Here is a 25345-nt window from a genome sequence, read left to right as displayed (position 1 = left end):
GCGTGAGGTGATGTTCTCCGATCCCGAGGGTGTGTTGAGCGAGACGGGGATGACGCAGCCTGCGTTGTTCGCCTTTGAGGTGGCGCTGTACAGGTTGCTGGCTTCGTTGGGTGTGCGGGCGGATGTGTTGGTGGGGCATTCGATCGGGGAGATTGCTGCTGCTCATGTGGCGGGGGTGTTCTCGTTGGAGGATGCCTGCACGTTGGTGGCTGCTCGTGCGCGGTTGATGCAGGCGTTGCCTTCTGGTGGGGCGATGCTGGCGGTGGCTGCCCCGGAGGTCGAGGTCCTGCCGCTCTTGGCTGGTCGTGAGGACCGGGTGGGGATCGCGGCGGTGAACGGTCCTGCTGCGGTGGTGGTGTCCGGTGACGAGGCGGCGATCGCGGAGATCGAGGGCCAGGCGCTGGTGCGGACGCGCCGGTTGCGGGTGTCGCATGCGTTCCATTCGCCGTTGATGGAGCCGATGCTGGCCGAGTTCGCGGAGGCGATCAGCGACATCACTTTCCACGAGCCGGGCCTGCCGATTGTTTCGAACGTGACGGGTCGTCTGGCTGAGCCTGGCCAGCTGACCGACCCGTCGTACTGGGTCGAGCACGTGCGTGGTGCGGTGCGGTTCGCGGATGGGGTGACGGCTTGCGGGGCGGCTCATTTCTTGGAGGTGGGTCCGGATGGGGTGCTGACGGGGTTGGCGCAGCAGAGCGTGGATGCGGTGTTCGTGCCGGCTGTGCGTAAGGACCGGGACGAGGTCCGGGCGCTGGTCGAAGCGCTGGGGCGGCTGCACGTCGAGGGCGTCACCGTGGACTGGACGGCGGCGCTGGCCCCGGGCCGGTTCGTGGACCTGCCGACCTATGCCTTCCAGCACGAGCGGTTCTGGGTGCCGGCGGCTCTGGAGTCGCAGGACGTGGGCGCGGCCGGGCTGGGCGCCATCGACCATCCCATGCTTCGTGCCGCCATTTCCGCACCGGACTCCGACACCCATACCTTCACGGGCCGGTTGTCGCTCGATGGGCAGTCGTGGCTGGTTGATCATCAGGTGGATGGCCGGGTGGTGGTGCCGGGGGCGGCGCTGGTGGAGCTGGCGTTGCGTGCGGGTCTGGAGCTGGGGTGTGCGCGGCTGGTCGAGTTGACGATGCAGGCACCGTTGGTGGTGGCGGCCGGAGCCGGGGTGGATGTCCAGCTGGTGGCCGGTCCGTGTGACGACGCTGGTGGCCGCCCGGTGGGGTTGTACTCGCGTGAGGGTCAGGCGGAGTGGACGCTGCACGCGCAGGGATTGCTGGCTGAGGAGGGCGAGCAGCCGGTCGTGGTTGCGGGGCAGTGGCCGCCGGCGGGTGCCCGGCCGGTTGATGTCGGGCACCTGTATGACGACATGGCGGCGATCGGTCTGGAGTATGGGCCGTTGTTCCAGGGGTTGGTGGCTGCCTGGCAGCAGCAGGACGCGGTGTTCGCCGAGATCGCCCTGCCCGAGCAGGGGCACGCCGATGCGGGACGGTTCGGGTTGCATCCGGCGTTGCTGGACGCGTCGCTGCACGCCGCGGCGTTGGGTGGTCTGGTGCCGGGGGCGGAAGGGCGGCCGTATCTGCCGTTCGCCTGGAGCGGCGTGTCGTTGCACGCGGCGGGTGCGACCGGCCTGCGGGTCAAGGTCACCCGCGGCTCCTCCGAGACCAGCATCAGGTTGAGCATCGCGGACGAGACCGGCGCCCCGGTGGCCGAGATCGACGCGCTCACGCTGCGCGCCCTGTCCACCGAACTCACCGCCGGCGCCCTGGACACTCTCTACCAGGTGACCTGGACGGAGCCTGCCGAGCTCCCCGCCGCCGGAGACGAGGAGTATCCGAGCCTGGCGTCGCTCAGGGACACGGATGCGATGCCCGAGTGGGCGTTCGTGGAATGTCCCGTCACCGAGCCCGGCGACGACATCCCCGCCGCGGTACGGCGTGCCACCGCGCACGCGCTGACTTCCGTCCAGGAATGGCTGGCCGACGAGCGGTTCGCGTCGTCGCGGCTGGTGGTGGTGACGCGGGGTGGGGTGGCCGTTGGCGACGGCGATCGGGTTGACGTGTCGGCGGCTCCGGTGTGGGGGCTGGTACGGGCGGCCGAGGCGGAGAACCCGGGCCGGTTCGTGCTCGTGGACGTGGACGGCAGCGCCGAGTCGTGGGCCGCCGTCGGATCGGTGGTCTCTTCGCGTGAGCCGGAGTCCGCGGTCCGGGACGGCCGGGTGCTGGTGCCGAGACTGAACCGGGTCAGGGGCCTGGAGCAGCGCGAGCCGGTGTTCGGCCCCGACGGCACCGTGCTGGTGACCGGCGGGACCGGTGGGCTGGGCGCGCTGGTGGCCCGCCACCTGGTCACCGAGCACGACGTACGGCACCTGCTGCTGGTCAGCCGGCGCGGCCCCGAGGCGCCCGGCGCGGCCGAGTTGGTGACCGAGCTCTCGGAACTGGGCGCCGAGGTGGACGTGGCCGCGTGCGACGTGGCCGACCGTGACGCGCTCGCCGCGCTGATCGCGTCCATCCCCGAGGAGCGCGCGCTGCGTGGCGTGGTGCACGCCGCAGGCGTGGGCGACAACGGGCTGGTGGGGTCGCTGTCGGTGGAGCGCCTTGACGGGGTGCTGGGGCCGAAGGCGGACGCGGCGTGGCACCTGCACGAGCTGACCCGTGACCTGGACCTGTCGGCGTTCGTGCTGTTCTCGTCCGCGGGCGGTTCCGTCCTGGCGGCAGGACAGGCCTACTATGCGGCGGCGAACGTGTTCCTCGACGCCCTCGCGGTGCACCGGCGGTCGTCGGGGCTGGTGGCGACGTCGCTGGCGTTCGGGCTGTGGGACACCGACACCGGGCTGAGCGCCTGGCTGAGCGAGGCCGACTTCGAGCGGATGCGGCGCCAGGGCCTGCCGGCGCTGACGGTGGACGAGGCGCTGGCGTCGTTCGATGCGGGGTCGCGTTCGGACGCGGCGGCGCTGGTGCCGCTGCGGGTCGATGCCGCGGCGCTGCGCGGCCGGGGTACGGAGCTTCCCGCGCTGCTCCGCGGCCTGGTGCGCGGATCGGCACGCCAGGTGGCCCGCGCGGCCGGGTCCGGGCTGGCCCGCCGGCTCGCCGGGCTGGAGGCGGCCGAGCGCGGCAAGGTGCTGCTGGAGCTGGTCCGCCAGGAGGTGGCCAGGGTTCTCGGTCACGCCTCCATGGACGCCGTGGAGCCCGACCGCGCCTTCCAGGAGCTCGGCTTCGACTCCCTCACGGCCGTCGAACTCCGTAACCAGCTCAACTCGGGCACCAGGCTGCGGCTCCCCGCCACGCTCGTCTTCGACTACCCCAACGCGCGAGCCGTCGCCGACTACCTGGAGACGGAGCTCACGGGAGCCGGGGCCGAGGCGACGGTCGTCACCGCGGCCACGACGCCGCTGAACGACGAGCCCATCGCGATCGTCGGCATGGCCTGCCGGTACCCGGGCGGCGTGCTCTCGCCGGAGGACCTCTGGCAGCTGGTGAGCGCCGGTACTGATGCGATCGGCGAGTTCCCCGGGGACCGCGGGTGGGACCTGGACCGGCTGTACCACCCGGACCCCGACAATTCCGGCACCACGTACACGAAGCAGGGCGGTTTCCTGCACGACGCGGCCGAGTTCGACCCGGCGTTCTTCGGGATCTCGCAGCGTGAGGCCCTGGCCATGGACCCGCAGCAGCGGCTGCTGCTGGAGACGTCGTGGGAGGCGATCGAGCGGGCCGGCATCGACCCCGCGGCGCTGCGCGGCAGCAGGACCGGCGTGTTCGCGGGCGTCATGTACCACGACTACGCGGCCCACCTCACCACCGTGCCCACGGAGCTGGAAGGGCTCATCGCCACCGGGAACTCCGGCAGCGTCGTGTCCGGTCGCCTGTCGTACACCTTCGGGCTCGAAGGCCCTGCGGTGACCGTGGACACCGCCTGCTCCTCCTCTCTCGTCGCCCTGCACTGGGCGGCGCAGGCGTTGCGGTCGGGCGAGTGCGACATGGCACTGGCCGGCGGCGTGACCGTGATGGCCACGCCCGGCACCTTCGTGGAGTTCTCGCGGCAGCGCGGCCTGTCCCCCGACGGCCGGTGCAGGGCGTTCTCCGCCGACGCCGACGGCACCGGCTGGGGCGAGGGCGTCGGCGTACTGCTGGTGGAGCGGCTGTCCGACGCGGAACGTAACGGGCATCGGGTGCTCGCCGTGGTGCGGGGCAGTGCGGTGAACCAGGACGGTGCGAGTAATGGTCTGACGGCGCCGAATGGTCCGTCTCAGCAGCGGGTGATTCGGCAGGCGTTGGCGAATTCCGGTCTGTCGGCGGCTGAGGTGGATGTGGTGGAGGCGCATGGCACGGGGACGACGTTGGGTGATCCGATCGAGGCGCAGGCGGTTATCGCGACGTATGGGCAGGACCGGCGGGAGCCGTTGTGGTTGGGGTCGGTGAAGTCGAACATCGGTCATACGCAGGCGGCTGCGGGTGTGGCTGGTGTGATCAAGATGGTGATGGCGCTGCGTCATGGGGTGTTGCCGAAGACGTTGCACGTGGATGAGCCGTCGCCGCACGTGGACTGGTCGGCCGGCGCGGTCGAGCTCCTGGCGGAGTCCCGGCAGTGGGATCGCCACGACCGTCCCCGCCGCGCCGCCGTCTCCTCCTTCGGCGTGAGCGGTACGAACGCGCACATCGTGATCGAGGAGTCCCCGGTCGCCGAGATCGAGGTCGAGCCGGTGAGTGGGCCGGTGGATGGGCCGGTGGATGGGGTGCCGGTGGTGCCGTGGGTGGTGTCGGGTCGTAGTGCGGAGGCGTTGCGGGCTCAGGCGGGCCGGTTGGCTGATGCGGTGGCCGGTGAGTGGGCCGGTGAGTGGGCCGGTGAGAGGGCGCGGCTGGTGGATGTGGCGCATTCGCTGGTGGTGTCGCGGTCGGTGTTCGATCACCGTGCGGTGGTGGTGGGTGCTGGCCGGGATGAGCTGGTGGCGGGGTTGCGTGAGCTGGCCGATGGCGTCGCGTCGGGTGTGGTGCAGGGTGTCGCCGGTGGTGGTGGCAAGTCGGTGTTCGTGTTCCCTGGTCAGGGGTCGCAGTGGCTGGGGATGGGTGTGGAGTTGCTGGAGTGTTCGCCGGTGTTCGGGGCGCGGATGGCTGAGTGTGAGGCGGTGCTGGCTCGGTTTGTGGATTGGTCGTTGACGGGTGTGTTGCGGGGTGAGGACGGCCAGCCGGGTTTTGACCGGGTGGATGTGGTGCAGCCGGTGTTGTGGGCGGTGATGGTGTCGCTTGCGGAGGTGTGGCGGTCTGTCGGTGTGGTTCCGGCGGCGGTGGTCGGGCATTCGCAGGGGGAGATCGCGGCTGCGGTGGTGGCGGGGGCGTTGTCGTTGGAGGACGGCGCTCGGGTGGTGGCGTTGCGTAGTCAGGCGATCGTCGCTCTGGCCGGGCGTGGCGGGATGGCGTCGGTGCCGTTGGGTTCGGCTGAGGTGGGGGAGCTGCTGACCCGCTGGGACGGCCGGCTGTCGGTGGCGGCGGTGAATGGTCCCGCATCCACGGTGGTGTCGGGCGATGTGGATGCTGTCGATGAGCTGCTGGCCCACTGCGAGGCGGAGGGGGTGCGGGCCAAGCGGATCGAGGTGGATTACGCCTCGCACTCGGCGCATGTGGAGTCCATCCAGGACGAACTCGCGAGGTTGCTGGCTCCGGTGAGGCCGCGTGAGGCGGGGGTGGCGTGGTATTCGACGGTGCGGCGGGGGTGGTTGGCCGGAACCGAGGTCGATGCCGCGTACTGGTATGAGAATTTGCGGCAGACGGTGTGGTTCGCTCCGGCGGTGAGTGCTCTGGCGGAGGCGGGTCACCGGTTCTTCGTGGAGGCCAGTGCGCATCCCGTGTTGCAGATCGGCATGCGGGAGACGCTGGAGGAGTCGGGCGTCGAGGCGGTGTCTGTCGGCACGCTGCGCCGCGACGACGGCGGCCTGCGCCGGTTGTGGTCCAGCGCGGCCGAGTTGTGGGTGCGCGGCGTGGACGTCGACTGGGCCCAGGCCTACGCCCCCGCGCGTCCCCGCCGGGTCGACCTGCCCACCTACGCCTTCCAACACCAGCGCTACTGGCTGCAAGGCTCGGCGAGCGCGGGCGACGCGGCCAGCCTCGGACTCGAGGCCACCGGCCACCCGCTGCTCGGCGCGTTCACCGGCCTGGCCGCCGGTGGAGAGGTCGTGCTCACCGGCCGCGTGTCCGTCGCCACCCACCCGTGGCTGGCCGACCACAAGGTCAACGGGCAGGTGTTCCTCCCCGGCGCGGCCCTCGTCGAGCTGGCCATCCGGGCAGGCGACGAGGCCGGCTGCGGCCTCCTCGAAGAGCTGACCATCCAGGCGCCGCTCATCGTCCCCGAGCCAGGAGCGGTCCAGCTGCAGCTGGCCGTGGGCGCACCGGACGAGGACGGGCGGCGGCAGCTCGGCATCTACTCGCGGATCCAGGACGAGACCGACTGGGTGCGGCACGCCGCGGGCGTGCTCGCCGCGGCCGATGCGGCGGTCCCTGAGCCGGTCGGCACCTGGCCGCCGGAGCAGGCGCGGGCCGTGGCCCTGGACGAGCATTACGACGACCTCGCCGGCATGGGCCTCGACTACGGCACGACGTTCCGCGGGCTGCGGGCGGCCTGGCGGCGGGGCGACGACGTCTTCGCCGAGGTGGCGCTGCCGGACGACACCGACGCCGGCGGGTACGGGCTGCATCCGGCACTGTTCGACGCCGCCCTGCACGCGATCTCCCTCGGCGGGTTCCTGGCCGATCCCGAGCCCGGCAGGCCGTACCTGCCGTTCGCCTGGAGCGATGTGGCGCTGCACGCGTCCGGGGCGACGAGGCTGCGCGTGCGGATCTCCCCGGCCGGCCAGGGAGCGGTCTCCGTGACGCTGATGGACACCGAAGGGCTGGCCGTGGCCACGATCGGCGCTCTGGCCGCCCGCCCGGTGCCGGTCGGGCCGCAGGACGGCTCCGGCACGAGAAAGCATCGCGACAAGCTGTTCCAGCTCGACTGGGTGAGGCTGCCGCAGAACGACGCGGCCGAGGCGGGCCACGAGTTCGTCTCCAGCCTGGCGGCGCTGGCCGGAGCCGCGACGGTTCCCGAGCGCGTGCTGATCGAAGCGCCCGCCGGCTCCCGCCTGGCCGTCCACGACGTGCTGGCGGCGCTGCAGGAGTGGCTGGCCGACGACCGGTTCGCGGCGTCGCGGCTGGTCGTGGTCACCCGGGGCGCCGTGCCCGCCGGTGACGCGCCCGTACAGGATGTGCATCAGGCCGCCGTGTGGGGGCTCGTGCGGGCCGCGCAGGCGGAGCAGCCCGGCAGGTTCGTGCTGCTGGACCTCGACGGCGACGCGGACGGCGACGCGGTCGGCGAGGCTCTGGCTTCGGACGAGCCGCAGCTGGCCGTGCGCGACGGCCAGGTGTGGGTGCCGAGGCTGAGCCGGACCGTGCCGAGCGGTGAGGGGCGGCCCGCGTTCGGCGCGGGCGGGACCGTGCTGATCACGGGCGGTACGGGTGGGCTGGGTGCGCTGGTGGCGCGCCATCTGGTCACCGAGCACGAGGTCAGGCGGCTGTTGCTGGTCAGCAGGCGCGGGGCGGAGGCGCCCGGCGCGGCCGAGCTGGTGGCGGAGTTGTCGGAGCTGGGCGCCCGGGTGGACGTGGCGGCCTGCGACGTGGCCGACCGCGAGGCGCTCTACGGAGTGATCACCTCGGTCGCGGACTCGCTGGTGGGTGTGGTGCACACGGCGGGCGTGCTGGACGACGGCGTGGTCACGTCGTTGTCGGGTGAGCGGCTGGACCGGGTGCTGGGGCCGAAGGCGGATGCGGCCTGGCATCTGCACGAGCTGACGCGTGGCCTGGACTTGTCGGCGTTCGTGTTGTTCTCGTCGATGGCGGGCGTGCTGGGGGGAGCGGGTCAGGGCAACTACGCGGCGGCGAACGCCTTCCTCGACGGGCTCGCCCAGCTGCGGGCCGCCGAAGGGCTGGCGGCGACGTCGCTGGCGTGGGGGCTGTGGGAGCAGGGCGGCATGACGGGTGAGCTGTCCGAGGCCGACCTGCGCAGGCTGGCGCGGATGGGCGTGACGCCGCTGTCCGCCGACGACGGGCTCGCCCTGTTCGACGCCGCGCTCCGGCACGACCGCGCCCTGCTGGTCCCCGCGCACCTCGACATCAAGGCCATGGGCGCCCAGGCCGACACCGTTCCCCCGCTGCTGCGCGGCCTGGTCTCCGGGTCCGGCAGGCGCGTGGTGACCGCCGCGTCGGAGGCCGCGGCCACGCTCAAGCAGCAGCTGGCTGCCCTGCCGCCGGCCGGGCAGCAGGCCGCGCTGCGGGATCTCGTCGCCTCCCAGGTCGCCGTGGTGCTCGGCCTGGCCGACCCGTCGGCGGTCGACGACGGGATGCCGTTCCAGGAGCTGGGATTCGACTCGCTGATGGCGGTCGAGTTCCGCAACCGGCTCAACGCGGTCACGGGCCTGCGGCTCCCCGCCACCCTGATCTTCGACTATCCGACCCCGGAAGCGCTCGTCCGCTACCTGGCAGGCGAGCTCCTCGGCACGCAGGAGAGCGCCGTCCAGGCGCGGAACACGGCGGCCGACGACGAGCCGATCGCGATCGTCGGCATGGCCTGCCGCTTCCCCGGCGGCGTCGAATCCCCTGAGGAACTGTGGCGGCTGCTCGCCCAAGGGGGCGACGCGATCTCCGAGTTCCCCGCCGACCGCGGCTGGGACCTGGACACGCTGTACGACCCCGAGCCCGGCAACCGCGGCACCTCCTACTCCCGGCACGGCGGTTTCCTGCACGACGCGGGCGAGTTCGACCCGGGCTTCTTCGGGATCAGCCCGCGCGAGGCCCTGGCCATGGACCCGCAGCAGCGGCTGCTCCTGGAGACGTCGTGGGAGGCGATCGAACGGGCCGGGATCGACCCGACCGCGCTGCGCGGCAGCAGGACCGGCGTGTTCGCCGGCGTCATGTACCACGACTACGCCAGCCAGCTGTCCTCCGTGCCCGACCAGCTCGAAGGGCTGATCGGCACCGGCAACTCCGGCAGCGTCGCCTCCGGCCGCGTGTCGTACGTCTTCGGGCTCGAAGGTCCGGCGATGACCGTGGACACGGCGTGCTCGTCGTCGCTCGTGGCGCTGCACCTGGCGGTGCAGGCACTGCGGTCCGGCGACTGCGACCTCGCCCTGGCCGGCGGCGTGACGGTGATGGCGACGCCGTGGACGTTCATCGAGTTCTCCCGGCAGCGCAACCTGTCCGTCGACGGCAGGTGCCGGGCGTTCGCCGAGTCGGAAGGCGGCGTCGGGCTCTCGGAGGGCTCGGGCGTGCTGCTGGTGGAGCGGCTGTCGGACGCGCGGCGCAACGGGCACCAGGTGCTCGCCGTGGTGCGCGGCTCCGCGGTCAACCAGGACGGCGCCAGCAACGGCCTGACCGCCCCGAACGGGCCCTCGCAGCAGCGGGTGATCCGGCAGGCGCTGGCCAACGCCGGCCTGTCGGCGGCCGACGTGGACGCGGTCGAGGCCCACGGCACCGGCACGACCCTGGGCGACCCGATCGAGGCGCAGGCGATCCTGGCCACGTACGGGCAGGACCGCGCCGAGGACCGGCCGGTGTGGCTGGGGTCGATCAAGTCCAACATCGGCCACGCGCAGGCCGCCGCCGGAGTCGCGGGCGTCATCAAGATGGTCATGGCCCTGCGGAACGGCGAGCTGCCGCGGACCCTGCACGCGGACGAGCCGTCCACGCACGTGGACTGGTCGGCCGGCGCGGTCGAGCTGCTCACCGAGGCCCGGCCGTGGGAGCGCGACGAGGCGCCCCGACGCGCCGCCGTCTCCTCCTTCGGCATCAGCGGCACCAACGCGCACGTCGTGCTGGAGGAGTCGCCGGCCGAGCCGGAGCAGGTGCCCGAGCCGGCGGCCGAGCTGCCGGTGGTGCCGTGGGTGTTGTCCGGCAGGAGCGAGGAGGCGCTGGCGGCGCAGGCGGCACGGTTGCGCACCTGGATGGAGTCGCGCCGGGACCTGGACGTGGCCGACGTCGGCTGGTCGCTCGCGACGGGCAGGGCGGTGCTGGAGCACCGTGCGGTCGTCGCCGGCGCGGACCGCGCCGAGCTGCTGGCGGCGCTGGCGGCGGTGGCCGACGGCAGGCACGGCGAGCCGGCGGTCGAGACCGGCCTGGCCCGGTCGAGGGCCAAGGCGGCGATGTTGTTCGCCGGCCAGGGCAGCCAGCGGGTCGGCATGGGACGGGAACTCGCCGACGCGTTCCCGGTCTTCGCGCAGGCGCTGGACGACATCTGCCGGGTGATCGACCCGCTGCTGCCGCACCCGCTGCGGGCGACCATGGCCGGCGGCCCCGCCGAGGTGCTGGACGAGACGGGCATGACCCAGCCGGCGCTGTTCGCCTTCGAGGTCGCCCTGTACCGGTTGCTGGAATCGCTGGGCGTCGCGCCCGCGGTGCTGGCCGGGCACTCGGTCGGCGAGATCGCGGCCGCCCACGTGGCGGGGGTGTTCTCGCTGGAGGACGCCTGCACGCTGGTCGCGGCCCGCGCCCGCCTGATGCAGGCGCTGCCCGCCGGTGGCGCGATGCTGGCCGTCGCCGCCCCGGAGGCGGACGTCCTGCCGCTGCTCGACGGGTACGAGGACCGCGCCGGCATCGCGGCGGTGAACGGTCCGGCTGCGGTGGTGGTGTCCGGTGACGAGGCGGCCATCACGGAGATCGAGAGCCGGACGGAGGCGCGCACCCGGCGGCTGCGGGTCTCGCACGCCTTCCACTCGCCGCTGATGGAGCCGATGCTCGCCGAGTTCGCCGAGGCGATCGGCGGCATCACCTTCCACGAGCCCACGATCCCGGTCGTCTCCAACGTGACCGGCCGCCTGGCCGAGCCCGGCCGGCTGACCGACCCGTCCTACTGGGTCGAGCACGTACGCGGAGCCGTCCGGTTCGCCGACGGCGTCGCCGCCGCCCGTACGGCCGGAGCCACCGTCTTCGTCGAGCTCGGCCCCGACACCACGCTGACCGGGCTCGCCCAGCAGACCCTCACGGGAGACGAGACCTTCGTCAGCACGAGGGCCAAGGACCGGCCCGAGGCGGGCACGTTCGTCCAGGCGCTGGGCCGGATGCACGCGCACGGCGTCACCGTCGACTGGGCGGCGTACTTCGCGGCGGCGCGCCCGTCCCGCGTGGATCTGCCCACCTACGCCTTCCAGCACGAGCACTTCTGGCTCCGGCCGGGACCCGGCACCGGCGACGTCACCACCGCGGGCCTGGGAGCCGTCGAGCACCCGCTGCTCAGCGCGGCGACCGAGGTGGCCGGCGGCGAGACGGTGATCTTCAGCGGGCGGCTGTCGGTCGCCACGCACCCCTGGCTGGCCGACCACGTGGTCGGCGGCAGCGTCATCGTGCCGGGCACGGCGCTGGTGGAGCTCGCCGTCCGGGCCGGGGACGAGAGCGGCTGCCCGCACCTGCAGGAGCTCACCCTCCAGTCCCCGCTGGTGGTGCCCGAGGACGGCGGCGTGCAGCTCCAGCTGGTGTCCACGGCCACCGAGGAGCCGGGCCGGCGGGCGCTGGCCATCCACTCGCGGGCGCAGGACTCCACCGAGTGGACCCAGCACGCGCAGGCCACCCTCACGGCGAGCGTGCCGGAGCCCGACGTCGATCTCGCGCAGTGGCCGCCCGCGGGCGCCCAGCCGGTCGCCGTCCATGACCTCTACGACGACATGGTGGCGATCGGGCTCGACTACGGGCCGACGTTCCAGGGGCTGACCAGCGCCTGGGAGCGGCGCGGCGAGGTGTTCGCCGAGATCGTCCTGCCCGAGGAGGCGCACGCGGACGCCGGCCGGTTCGGGCTGCATCCCGCGCTGCTGGACGCCGCGCTGCACGCCACCGCGCTGGGCGGCCTGCTGCCCCGGCCGGAGCCCGGACGGCCGTACCTGCCGTTCGCCTGGTCGGGCGTGTCCCTGCACGCGGCGGGGGCGACGAGCCTGCGCGTCAGGCTCGCCAACGCCGGTGGGAGCGCCGTCACGCTGGCCATCGCCGACGAGCTGGGCGCGCCGGTCGCCGTCGTCGACACCCTTTCCCTGCGCCCCCTGGCCGCCGCGCGACTGGGCGGCACGAACAGGGGCGCACTCCACGAGATCCAGTGGACGCCCGTCACCGGCGAGCCCGCGCAGGAGACGGTCAGGTGGGCGCTGCTCGGCGCCGACGACCTCGGCACCGGCGCGGCGACCTACCCGGACGCGGCCACCCTCGGCTCGCTGCACGACCCGGCCGACCTGCCCGAGGCCGTCCTGGTCCGCTGCCCGGCCGGGGACCACCACGCCGCGACGCACGAGACCCTCGAACTGCTGCAGAGCTGGCTGGCCGAGGAGCAGCTCGAATCGGCGCGGCTGGTCATCCTCACGCGTGGCGCCGTCGCCACCGCCCCCGGCGAGCGTCCCGACCTCGCCCACGCGGCGGTGGGCGGGCTCGTCAGGGCCGCGCAGGCGGAGCAGCCCGGCAGGTTCGTGCTGCTGGACCTCGACGGCGACGCGGACACCGACCGGCTGGACCCGGCGGTCGTCGGCCAGGCGCTGGCCACCGGGGAGCCGCAACTGGCGATCAGAGGCGGTGAGCTGCTTGCGCCGCGGCTCGGCAGGGCCGCGGACCTGGCGGAGCCGGAGCCGGTGTTCGGACCTGACGGAACGGTGCTGATCACGGGCGGTACGGGTGGGCTGGGTGCGCTGGTGGCGCGCCATCTGGTCACCGAGCACGAGGTCAGGCGGCTGTTGCTGGTCAGCAGGCGCGGGCCGGACGCGCCTGGCGCGGCCGACCTGGCCGCGGAGCTGTCCGAACTGGGTGCCGAGGTGGACGTGGCCGCGTGCGACGTGGCCGACCGCGACGCGCTCGCCCGGCTGCTGGAGGGCGTGGACGAGCTGGCGGGTGTGGTGCACACGGCGGGCGTGCTGGACGACGGCGTGGTCACGTCGTTGTCGGGTGAGCGGCTGGACCGGGTGCTGGGGCCGAAGGCGGATGCGGCTTGGCATCTGCACGAGCTGACGCGTGGTCTGGACTTGTCGGCGTTCGTGTTGTTCTCGTCGATGGCGGGCGTGCTGGGGGGAGCGGGTCAGGGCAACTACGCGGCGGCGAACGCCTTCCTCGACGGGCTCGCCCAGCTGCGGGCCGCCGAAGGGCTGGCGGCGACGTCGCTGGCGTGGGGGCTGTGGGAGCAGGGCGGCATGTCGGGCGAGCTGTCCGAGGCCGACCTGCGCAGGCTGGCGCGGATGGGGCTGGCGCCGCTGTCCGCCGACGACGGGCTCGCCCTGTTCGACGCCGCCGTACCGGCAGGAAAGGCACTGCTCATCCCCGCCCGCTTCGTGCAGGCCCGCACCAGCGCCAGGACCTCCGTACGGCGGGCCGGCACCGGCGACGGGCTCGCCGACCGGCTGGCCACGCTGGAACCCGACGAGCGCCGCTCGGCGCTGGCGGACATCGTCCGCGGCCAGGCGGCCACCGTGCTGGGCTTCAGCGACGGATCGGCGATCGACCCCCAGCGCCCGTTCCAGGACCTCGGGTTCGACTCGCTGACCGCGGTCGAGTTCCGCAACCAGCTCGGCAAGGCCACGGGGCTGCGGATCCCCGCCACCGCCGTCTTCGACTACCCCACCCCGGTCGCCCTGACCGAGCACCTCATGGGGTACTTCGCCGAGACGAAGGACGAGGAGGCCGGCATCCTGCGGTTCTTCGCGGAGCTGGACCAGATCGAAGAATCACTCACCACACTCGCCGAGGACAGCACGGTGCGCAGCCGGCTCACCACGCGCCTCAAGGAGCTCCTGTCCGGCCTCAACGGCCCAGGCGGGACATCCGACGTCGTGGACCAGATCGAGTCCGCCTCCGACGACGAGATGTTCGCCTTCATCGACAACGAGCTTGAGATCTCTTGATATTTCGCAGCGACTGAGAAGGGCTAGTTCGGTGACTCCTCCGCTCCATGAAGGGAGCAGCTTCTCGCCCCGCTCGCGCGGGAGACGACGGCCAAGCCCTGACCGATGCCCGAAAGCACAAGCTCAATCCTATCCGGAGGTGGCGACCATGTCTGAGGTTCTGCCTATCCACGCTCGGGCCTTGGCGGCCCTCCGGCTTCCGATTCCTCCATCGCCTGAAGGCGACGGCCCCCTCAGGAGGCTCTGATGGCAAACGAAGACAAGCTCCGGGGCTACCTGAAGCGGGTCACGGCCGACCTGCACCAGACCAGGCAGCAACTGCGAGAGATCGAGGGCAGGGAGCACGAGCCGATCGCGATCGTCGGCATGAGCTGCCGCTACCCCGGCGGGGTCACCTCGCCCGAGGAGCTGTGGCGGCTCGTCGACGGCGGCGGCGACGCGATCTCCGAGTTCCCCACCGACCGGGGCTGGAGCGAGAACCTCTACCACCCCGACCCCGACAACCCCGGCACGACCACGGCGCGCAAGGGCGGCTTCGTCTACGACGCCGCCGACTTCGACGCCGGCTTCTTCGCCATCTCCCCGCGCGAGGCGTTCGGGACCGACCCGCAGCAGCGGATGTTCCTGGAGTCGTGCTGGGAGGCGTTCGAACGCGCCGGCATCGACCCGGCCTCGGTACGCGGCAGCCGCACCGGCGTCTACGCCGGCGTCATGTACCACGACTACTTCCGGGCCGAGGCGCTCGGCAGCGTCATCTCCGGTCGCGTCTCGTACGCGCTCGGCCTGGAGGGGCCGGCGGTCTCCATCGACACGGCCTGCTCCTCGTCCCTGGTGGCCCTGCACCTCGCCGTCCAGGCGCTGCGCCGCGGCGAGTGCTCGCTGGCGCTGGCCGGCGGCGTCACCGTCATGGCAACCCCCAACACGTTCATCGAGTTCTCGCAGCAGCGCGGACTGTCCGCCGACGGCCGGTGCAAGTCGTTCGCCGACTCCGCCGACGGCACCGGCTGGAGCGAGGGCGTGGGCGTGCTGCTGGTCGAGCGGCTGTCGGACGCCCAGCGCAACGGCCACCAGGTGCTGGCCGTCATCCGGGGCAGCGCGGTCAACCAGGACGGCGCCAGCAACGGCCTGTCCGCCCCGAACGGGCCCTCCCAGGTCCGGGTGATCCGGCAGGCGCTGGCCAACGCGGGACTGTCGGCCTCCCAGGTCGACGCCGTCGAAGCACACGGCACCGGCACGACCCTGGGCGACCCGATCGAGGCGCAGGCGCTCATCACCGCGTACGGGCAGGACCGTGACGGCGGCCGGCCGCTCTGGCTGGGCTCGCTCAAGTCGAACATCGGCCACGCGCAGGCCGCCGCGGGCGTCGGCGGCGTGATCAAGATGGTGATGGCCCTGCGGAACGCCGCGCTGCCGCGCACGCTGCACGTGGACGAGCCGTCCACGCACGTCGACTGGTCGGCCGGCGCGGTCGAGCTGCTCACCGAGGGCCGGGAATGGGAGCGGGACGAGGCGCCCCGACGCGCCGCCGTCTCCGCGTTCGGCTTCAGCGGCACCAACGCCCACCTGATCATCGAGGAGGCGCCGGCCGAGGACGAGCAGGAGGCCGCCGGGCTCGCCCTGCCGCTGGTGCCGTGGGCGGTCTCCGCCCGCGACCGGCAGGCGCTCGCCGCGCAGGCGGAGAGGCTGGCCGGCTGGCTGGACGAGCGGCCGGACCTGCGCCCCGCCGACGTGGGCTGGTCGCTCGCCACCGGCCGGGCCTCGCTGGACCAGCGCGCGGTCATCGTGGGGGAGAGCAGGGACGAGCTCATGGCCGGGCTCCTGGCCCTCGCCGGCGGCTCCGCCGCGCCGGGAACCGTCACCGGCGCCGGGGCGGGCGGCAAGGTCGCCTTCCTGTTCGCCGGCCAGGGCAGCCAGCGGGTCGGCATGGGCGCCGCGCTGGCCGAGACGTTCCCCGTGTTCGCCGACGCGCTGGAGGACGTCTGCAAGGTCCTCGACCCGCTGCTGCCGCACCCCATCAGGGACGTGATGTTCACCGACCCCGACGGCGTGCTGGACGAGACGGGCATGACCCAGCCCGCGCTGTTCGCCTTCGAGGTGGCGCTGTACCGGCTGCTGACCTCGCTGGGCGTCGAGGCCGACGTGCTCGCCGGGCACTCGGTCGGCGAGATCGCCGCCGCCCACGTGGCGGGCGTGCTCTCGCTCCCCGACGCCTGCACGCTGGTCGCCGCCCGCGCCCGGCTCATGCAGGCCCTGCCCGCGGGCGGCGCCATGCTCGCCGTCGCCGCACCCGAGGAGGACGTGCTGCCGCTGCTGGAGGGCCGCGCCGGCCGGACCGGCATCGCCGCCGTCAACGCGCCGGGCGCGGTTGTCGTCTCCGGCTCCGAGGCGGACATCGACGAGATCGCCGAAGCGCTCGCCGGGCGGCAGGTGCGCACCCGGCGGCTGCGCGTCTCCCACGCCTTCCACTCGCCGCTGGTCGAGCCGATGCTGGAGGAGTTCGGGCAGGTCGCCGGGTCGCTCACGTACCACGAGCCCGCCATCCCCGTCATCTCCGACGTCACCGGCAGGAAGGCGGAGGCCGGGCAGCTCACCGACGCCCGCTACTGGGTCGACCACGTACGCCAGGCGGTCCGCTTCGCCGACGCCGTCACCGCCGCCCGCGCCGGCGGCGCCACGGTGTTCGTGGAGATCGGCCCCGACGGGACCCTGACCAGCCTGGCCAGGCAGACACTCGACGGCGACGACGCCGCGGCCTTCGTCACCGCCGCGCGCAAGGACCGCGACGAGGCCCGCGCCTTCGCGGAGGCGCTCGGCCACCTGCACTGCCGGGGCGTCACCGTCGACTGGAACGCCTACTTCGCCGACGCCTGCCCCCGGCGTGTCGACCTGCCCACGTACGCCTTCCAGCGCAAGCGTTTCTGGTACATGCCGGGCACCGGCGCGGCGGAGCAGCCGGCCGCGGACTCCGTCGACCCCGAGTTCTGGGCGGCGGTCGAGCGGGAGGACGTGGCCGCCCTCGCCGCCACGCTCGGCATCGAGGACGGCTCCCCGCTGGCCGCGATCCTGCCGGCGCTGTCGTCCTGGCGGCGGCGCAGGCGCGACCAGGACGTGCTCGACTCCTGGCGCTACCGCGTCACCTGGGCGCCCCTCACCGTTCCCGGCGGGAAACCGCCCGCGCTGTCCGGCACGTGGCGCGTCGTCGTCCCGGCCGGCAGGACCCCGGACGGGGACGCAGGCAGCGACGCGGACGACGCGGTGAGCTGCGTCGTCGACGCGCTCGAACGGCACGGGGCCCGGTGCGTGACGGTCCGTGCCGCCGGCAGGGAGGACCTCGCCGCGCTGCTGCGCGAGGACGACCAGCCGGCCGGCGTGCTGTCCCTCTTCTGCGGCCCGGCCGAGACGCTCGCGCTGATGCAGGCCATGGACGACGCCGGCGTGGACGCGCCGCTCTGGGTCGCCACCGACGGCGCCGAGAGCGTCAGCCGGGTCGACCTGCTGCGCGACCCCGAACAGGCCGCGGTCGCCGGGCTCGCCCGCGTCTTCGGCCTGGAGCACCCTGGCCGCTGGGGCGGCCACGTCGACCTGCCGGAGACGATCGACCAGCGGGTGGCGGCCCGCCTGGTGGCCGTGCTCGCCGGCATCGAGGACGAGGACCAGGTGGCCGTCCGCGCCTCCGGCGTCTTCGCCCGCAGGCTCACCAGGGCGCCCAGAACGGGCACCGGCCCCGCCGAGGGCTGGCGGCCGCGCGGCAGCGCACTGATCACCGGCGGCACCGGCGGCCTCGGCGCGCACGTCGCGCGCTGGCTCGCCGGCGGCGGCGCCGGGCACCTGGTGCTCACCAGCCGGCGCGGCGCCGACGCGCCGGGAGCCGCCGAACTGGTGTCCGAGCTGGAAGAGCTCGGCGCGCGGGTGACCGTGGCCAAGTGCGACGTGGCCGACGGCGACGCGCTCGCCGCACTCGTACGCGAGGTCGAGGACGGTGGCGACACCATCCGGTCGGTCTTCCACACGGCGGGCGTGCCCCACATCCAGACGATCACCGGGCTCACGCCGGACGAGCTGGTCCGGGCAACCCAGGCCAAGATCACCGGAGCGGCCAACCTGGACCGGATCCTCACCGTCCCGCTCGACGCCTTCGTGCTCTTCTCCTCCGGCGCCGGCATCTGGGGCGGCGCGCACAACGGCGCCTACGCCGCCGGCAACGCCTACCTCGACGCGCTCGCCGCGCACCGCCGCGGCCGCGGCCTCGCCGGCACGGCCGTGGCCTGGGGCTTCTGGGACGCCGCGGGCGGCGGCATGACCACCCTCCTCGACGAGGAGGACGCCCGCAGGACCGGCGTCGCGTTCATGGATCCCGCGATGGCCATCGACGGCCTGCGGCAGGCGCTCGACGACGGCGAGGGCAACCTCGTCATCGCCGACGTCGACTGGGCGCGCTTCACCCCCGTCTTCACCGCCTCCCGGCCGCGCCCCCTGCTCGACGGCGTACCCGAGGCCCTCGCGGTCCGCGAGAACGAGACGGAGACCACCACCGAGTCCTCGGAACTGCGCGCCCGCCTCCTGCCGATGAGCGACGAGGACCGCGAGCGCCTGCTGGTGGAGCAGGTGCGCGAGCAGGTGGCCGCCGTGCTCGGGTACGCCCCCGCCGAGGTGGAGGTGGACCGGGCGTTCAAGGACCTCGGCTTCGACTCGGTCACGGCGGTCGAGCTGCGCGGCCGGCTCAACGCCGCACTCGGCGTCCGGCTGCCCGCGACCGTGATCTTCGACTACCCGAACGTCAAGGTGCTCGCGAGCCTGGTCCGCGACGAGCTGCTCGGCACGCAGGCCGAGATCGTGCCCGCGAGCGGAGCGGGCGGCCCCGTCGCCGACGACCCGATCGTGATCGTCGGGATGGCCTGCCGGCTGCCCGGCGGCGTGCACAACGCCGACGACCTGTGGCGGCTGGTCTTCGAGGGCAGGGACGCCATCTCCCCGCTCCCCGACAACCGCGGCTGGGACGTCGAGGGCATCTACGACCCCGACCCGGACGCGCCGCTCGCCTCGTACACGCAGGACGGCGGATTCGTGTACGACGCGGGCGAGTTCGACCCGGCGTTCTTCGGGATCTCGCCGCGTGAGGCCCTGGCCATGGACCCGCAGCAGCGGCTCCTCCTCGAAGCCTCGTGGGAGGCCATCGAGCACGGCAGGATCGCCCCCGCCTCGCTGCGCGGCACCCGTACCGGCGTGTTCGTGGGCGCCGCCTACGAGGAGTACGGCCGCAACTCCGACCAGATCCCGCTGGAATCGGTGGGGCACCTCGTCACCGGCACGCTCAGCAGCATCGTGTCCGGACGGGTCGCCTACACGCTGGGCCTCGAAGGTCCGGCCGTGACGGTCGACACCGCCTGCTCGTCGTCGCTGGTGGCGCTGCACCTGGCCGTGCAGGCGCTGCGGAACGGCGACTGCGACCTCGCGCTGGCCGGTGGCGTGACGGTGATGTGCAGCCCCGTCGGGTTCATCGGGTTCAGCCTGCAGGGCGCGCTCGCCAGGGACGGCAGGTGCAAGTCCTTCGCCGGCGCGGCGGACGGCTTCGGCCTGTCGGAAGGCGTCGGGATGTTGCTGGTGGAGCGACTGTCGGATGCCGAGCGGCTGGGGCATCGGGTGCTCGCCGTGGTGCGGGGCAGTGCGGTGAATCAGGACGGTGCGAGTAATGGTCTGACGGCGCCGAATGGTCCGTCTCAGCAGCGGGTGATTCGGCAGGCGTTGGCGAATTCCGGTCTGTCGGCGGCTGAGGTGGATGTGGTGGAGGCGCATGGCACGGGGACGACGTTGGGTGATCCGATCGAGGCGCAGGCGGTTATCGCGACGTATGGGCAGGACCGGCGGGAGCCGTTGTGGTTGGGGTCGGTGAAGTCGAACATCGGTCATACGCAGGCGGCTGCGGGTGTGGCTGGTGTGATCAAGATGGTGATGGCGCTGCGTCATGGGGTGTTGCCGAAGACGTTGCACGTGGATGAGCCGTCGCCGCACGTGGACTGGTCGGCCGGCGCGGTCGAGCTCCTGACCGAGCCGCAGCCGTGGCAGCAGAACGGGCACGCCCGCCGCGCGGCCGTCTCGTCGTTCGGGATCAGCGGCACCAACGCCCACGTGATCATCGAGCAGGGGCCCGCCACGGAGCAGGAACCTGAGCCGGTGAGTGGGCCGGTGAGTGGGCCGGTGAGTGAGCCGGTGGATGGGGTGCCGGTGGTGCCGTGGGTGGTGTCGGGTCGTAGTGCGGAGGCGTTGCGGGCTCAGGCGGGCCGGTTGGCTGATGCGGTGGCCGGTGCGGGCGCTGGTGCGCGGCCGGTGGATGTGGCGCATTCGCTGGTGGTTTCGCGGTCGGTGTTCGATCACCGTGCGGTGGTGGTGGGCGCTGATCGGGATGAGCTGATAGCCGGGCTGCGTGAGCTGGCCGATGGTGCCGTCTCGAGTGTGGTGCAGGGCGTCGCCGGTGGTGGTGGTAAGTCGGTGTTCGTCTTCCCTGGCCAGGGGTCGCAGTGGCTGGGGATGGGTGTGGAGTTGCTGGACGCCTCGCCGGTGTTCGGGGCGCGGATGGCCGAGTGTGAGGCGGCGCTGGCTCCGTTCGTGGACTGGTCGTTGACGGGTGTGTTGCGTGGCGAGGACGGCCAGCCTGGTCTTGACCGGGTGGATGTGGTGCAGCCGGTGTTGTGGGCGGTGATGGTCTCTTTGGCGGAGGTGTGGCGGTCGCTCGGGGTTGTTCCGGCTGCGGTGATCGGGCATTCGCAGGGGGAGATCGCCGCGGCGGTGGTGGCGGGTGCGTTGTCGCTGGAGGACGGCGCTCGGGTGGTGGCGTTGCGTAGCCAGGCGATCGTGGCGCTGGCCGGGCGCGGCGGCATGGCGTCGGTGGCGCTCGGCTCCGCGGAGGTGGGTGAGCTGCTGTCCCGCTGGGAGGGCCGGCTGTCGGTTGCGGCGGTGAACGGTCCCGCTTCGACGGTGGTGTCGGGTGATGTGGACGCGATCGACGAGCTGCTGGCGCATTGCGAGGCGGAGGGGGTGCGGGCCAGGCGGATCGAGGTGGATTATGCCTCGCATTCGGCGCATGTGGAGGCCATCGAGGGGGAGCTGGCCCGGTTGCTGGCTCCGGTGACGCCCCGTGAGGCCGACGTGGCGTGGTACTCGACGGTGCGGCGGGAGTGGTTGTCCGGGGGCGAGGTGGATGCCTCGTACTGGTATGAGAACCTGCGGCGGACGGTGTGGTTGGAGCCGTCGGTGGGTGCGCTGGCGGAGCAGGGCTTCGGGGTTTTTGTTGAGGTCAGCGCGCATCCGGTGTTGACGATGGCGGTGCAGGAGACGGTTGAGCGTGCGGGCGGGGAGGTGGTGGTGTGTGGCACGTTGCGGCGTGATGATGGTGGTCTTGCCCGGGTGTGGTCGAGTGCGGCCGAGTTGTGGGTACGCGGCGTCGACGTCGACTGGCCGCAAACCTACGCCGAGTCCGGCCCGCGGATCATCGACCTGCCCACCTACGCCTTCCAACACCAGCACTTCTGGCTGGAGGAGCGCACCGTCGTCGCGGGCGACGTCGGCGCGGCCGGGCTCGGCGCCGCCGGACACCCCCTCCTCGGCGCGGCCGTCTCGCTGGCCGACGCCGACGGAGTGCTGCTCACCGGAAGGTTGTCGCTCAGGACCCACCCGTGGCTGGCCGACCACAAGGTCAACGGGCAGGTGCTGCTGCCCGGCACGGCATTCGTCGACCTGGCCATCCGGGCAGGCGACGAGGCCGGCTGCGGCCTCCTCGAAGAGCTGACCATCCAGGCGCCCCTCATCGTCCCCGAACGCGGCGCCGTCCAGCTGCAGCTGGCCGTGGGCGCCGCCGGTGAGGACGGGCGGCGGCAGCTCACCGTGCACAGCCGGCCCGACGGCGGGACCGCCGACGACCCGTGGACCTGCCACGCCACCGGCGTGCTCGCCCCGGTGACCGCGCCACCGCCCGCGCAGGAGACGGCCGCATGGCCGCCCGAGGGCGCGCAGCCGCTCCCGCTGGACGGCATGTACGGCTGGCTCGGCGAGGTCGGCCTGGGCTACGGACCGATCTTCCAGGGGCTCAAGGCCGTCTGGCGGCGCGACGAGGAGCTGTTCGCCGAGGTCGCCCTGCCGGACGACACCGGCACCGGCGGGTTCGGGCTGCACCCCGCGCTGCTCGACGCCGCCCTGCACGCCGTCGCGCTCAACGCGGCCACCGCGGAGGACGGGCCGCGCATGCCGTTCGCCTGGACCGGCGTGCGGCTGCACGCGACGGGCGCCGCGTCGATCCGCGTACGGCTCACGCCCCGCGACGCCGACCGCGTGGCGCTGGCCGTCACCGACACCACCGGCGTCCCCGTCGCCGACGTGGACTCGCTGATCCTGCGCCCCCTGCCCGCCGAACTCGGCACGCCGGCGCGAGTCGCGGACGACGACGCGCTCTACACCCTCGAATGGGCGCCCGTCCCCACCGGCGAACCCGCGGGGGAGCAGCGGTGGGCGGTCGTCGGCGACCCGTCGGCCCTGGCGGTGCCGGGTGCCGCCCCGCAGGCGCCCGACACCCTCACCGACCTGACTGCCACCGGGTCCGTGGCGGATCTGGCTGCCACCGGGTCCGTGGCGGATCTGACTGCCACCGGGTCCGTGGCTGAGTTCACTGCCACCGGGTCCGTGGCGGATCTGACTGCCACCGGGTCCGTGGCCGAGTTCACTGCCACCGGGACCGTGGCCGACCTGATCGCCGGCGGGCAGGTGCCCGACTGGGTGGCCGTACCGCTGGAGGGCGGGCACGGCGGCGAACTGGCGGCGGCGGTGCACGACCGGACCTGCCACGTGCTCGACCTGCTGCGGACGTGGCTGGCCGACGAGGACCACCCGGCGTCCAGGCTCGTCCTCATCACCCACGGCGCGGTCGGCGCCACCGCGGACGACGAGGTGGCGGACCTGGTCAACGCCGCGGTCTGGGGCCTGGTCAGGTCCGCGCAGTCGGAGACCCCCGAACGGGTCGTCATCGCCGACCTCGACCGCGACCCGGAGTCGTACCGTGCGCTGCCCGCCGCGCTCGCGACGGGGGAGACCCAGCTCGCGATCAGGAAGGGCACCGCGTACGCGCCCCGCCTGGGCCGTCCGGGCAGCGGCGGCGCGCTCGTCCCGCCCGCCGGGGCGGCGAACTGGCGGCTGGACGTGACCAGCCGCGGCACGGTCGACGACCTCGACCTGATGCCCGCGCCCGTCGCGCCGCTCGCCCCCGGCCAGGTGCGCATCAGCACCCAGGCCATGGGGCTGAACTTCCGCGACGTGCTGATCGCCCTGGACATGTACCCGGGCGACGCGCCCATGGGCGGCGAGGGCGCCGGCGTCGTCATCGAAGTGGCGGACGACGTCACCGCGTTCGCGCCGGGAGACCGGGTGATGGGCATCATCGACGGGTTCGCCCAGCAGGCGGTCGCCGACCACCGGATGCTCGCCCGCATCCCCGGCGACTGGTCGTACGCGCAGGCCGCGTCCGTGCCGATCGCCTTCGTCACCGCCTACCACGCCCTGGTGGACCTGGCCGGTCTCAGGGCCGGCGAGTCGCTGCTCGTGCACGCCGCCGCCGGCGGTGTCGGCATGGCCGCGGTGCAGCTCGCCCACCACCTGGGCGCCGAGGTGTACGGCACCGCGAGCGAGCCCAAGTGGCCCGCGGTACGCGAGCTGGGAGTCCCGGCGGAGCGCATCGCCTCCTCCAGGACGCTGGAGTTCGCGCGGACCTTCGAGGCGGGCGTGGACGTCGTGCTCAACTCCCTCGCCGGAGAGTTCGTGGACGCCTCGCTCGGCCTGCTGCGGCCCGGCGGGCGCTTCATCGAGATGGGCAAGACGGACGTGCGCGACCCCGACGGCCTGCCCGGAGTTCGTTACCAGAACTTCGACCTCACCCTGCTCGACCCGTCCAGGACCGGCGAGATCCTGGCGGAGATCGCCGAGCTGTTCGAGCGCGGCGCGCTCCGCCTGCCGCCGCTGCGGACCTGGGACGTGCGCCGCGCCCCCGAGGCGTTCCGGCACGTCGCCCAGGCCCGCCACATCGGCAAGGTCGTGCTGACCGCGCCGCCCGCGTTCGACCCCGACGGCACCGTGCTCGTCACCGGCGGGACCGGCGCGCTCGGCGCCATGGCCGCCCGGCGCCTGGTCACCGAGCACGGCGTCCGGCACCTGGTGCTGGCCGGCCGGCGTGGCCCCGCCGCCGACGGCGCGGCGGCGCTGGAGGAGGAGCTGACCGGGCTGGGCGCCGCCGTACGGATCGTCGCCTGCGACGCCGCCGACCGCGACGCCCTGGCCGGACTGCTCGCGGCGATCCCCGCCGAGCACCCGCTCACCGGGGTCGTCAGCACGGCGGGAGTGCTCGACGACGGCATGATCTCGTCGCTCACCCCGGAACGGGTCGCGGCCGTGCTGCGCCCGAAGGTGGACGCGGCCGTGAACCTGCACGAGCTGACCGAGCACCTCGACCTGGCCCAGTTCGTCCTGTACTCGGGCGCGGCCGGCGTGCTCGGCAGCCCGGGGCAGGGCAACTACGCGGCGGCGAACACGTTCCTGGACGCGCTCGCCCAGCACCGCCGGGCCCGCGGCCTGGCCGCGACGTCCCTGGCCTGGGGCCTGTGGACGCCGCAGAGCGGCAGCGGCATGACCGGGCACCTCGACGAGGCCGACCTGGGCAGGCTCAGCCGGTCCGGCATGGGAGCACTCGGCGTCGACCAGGGCCTGGAGCTGCTCGACCGGGCACTGGGCGTGGACGAGGCGGCGCTCGTACCGATCAACCTCGACCTCGCCGTCCTGCGCGCGGGAGCGGCCAAGGGCTTCGGGCACCCGATGTTCCGCGGCCTGGTCCGCATCGCCACCCGCCGCGCGGTGGTGGCGGCCGAGGCGCCGCAGGCCGACTCGCTCACCGACCGGCTGGCCGCCCTTCCCGACGACGACCGGCTGCCGATGCTGCTCGACCTGGTACGCGGCCACGTCGCCGCGGTGCTCGGCTTCCCCGGGCCCGAGGCGGTCGAACCGGCGCGGGCGTTCAAGGAGATCGGGTTCGACTCGCTGACGGCCGTGGAGCTGCGCAACCGCCTGAAGACGGTCACCGGGTTGCGGCTGCCGGCCTCGCTGGTGTTCGACTACCCGAACTCCGCCGCGCTCGCCGGGCACCTGCTGGAGGAGCTGGCGCCGCCGGCCCACAGCGCCGAGCAGCAGATCCTGGCGGAGCTCGACCGGATCGAGGCCAGGCTGGCCGTCATGGCGGCCGGCTGCGCCACCGCAGGGGAGATCACCTCCCGGCTCGAACAGCTGGCCTTCTCGTGGAAGGAACGGCACCACGAGGCCGACACCGCCGCCGAGGACGTGGCGGGCCAGCTCAGCTCGGCGACCGCCGACGAGATCATCAACTTCATCGACAGCGAACTCGGACTCTCCTGAGCAGGCGTCACCGACGGCTAGGAAGGC

Annotated in this window: 2 protein-coding genes; both read left to right on the top strand. The window is 73.4% G+C overall.

Features of this window, described 5'->3' with window-relative positions:
• Nucleotides 1-10: 10 nt before the first annotated feature.
• Nucleotides 11-13879: an SDR family NAD(P)-dependent oxidoreductase gene (locus tag ABGB14_RS47310; protein WP_347650454.1), complete on the top strand. Its 13869-nt coding sequence runs from the start codon at nucleotides 11-13 to the stop codon at nucleotides 13877-13879.
• Nucleotides 13880-14125: 246 nt separating this feature from the next.
• A complete protein-coding gene (locus ABGB14_RS47305) occupies nucleotides 14126-25318 on the top strand; it encodes a type I polyketide synthase (protein WP_347650453.1) in 11193 nt (3730 codons plus the stop codon).
• The last annotated feature ends 27 nt before the right edge of the window (nucleotides 25319-25345 follow it).

This window comes from Nonomuraea sp. B10E15 (assembly GCF_039871615.1).
In the GTDB taxonomy this organism is placed as follows: domain Bacteria; phylum Actinomycetota; class Actinomycetes; order Streptosporangiales; family Streptosporangiaceae; genus Nonomuraea.
This window is presented reverse-complemented; position numbering and strand designations above follow the sequence as displayed.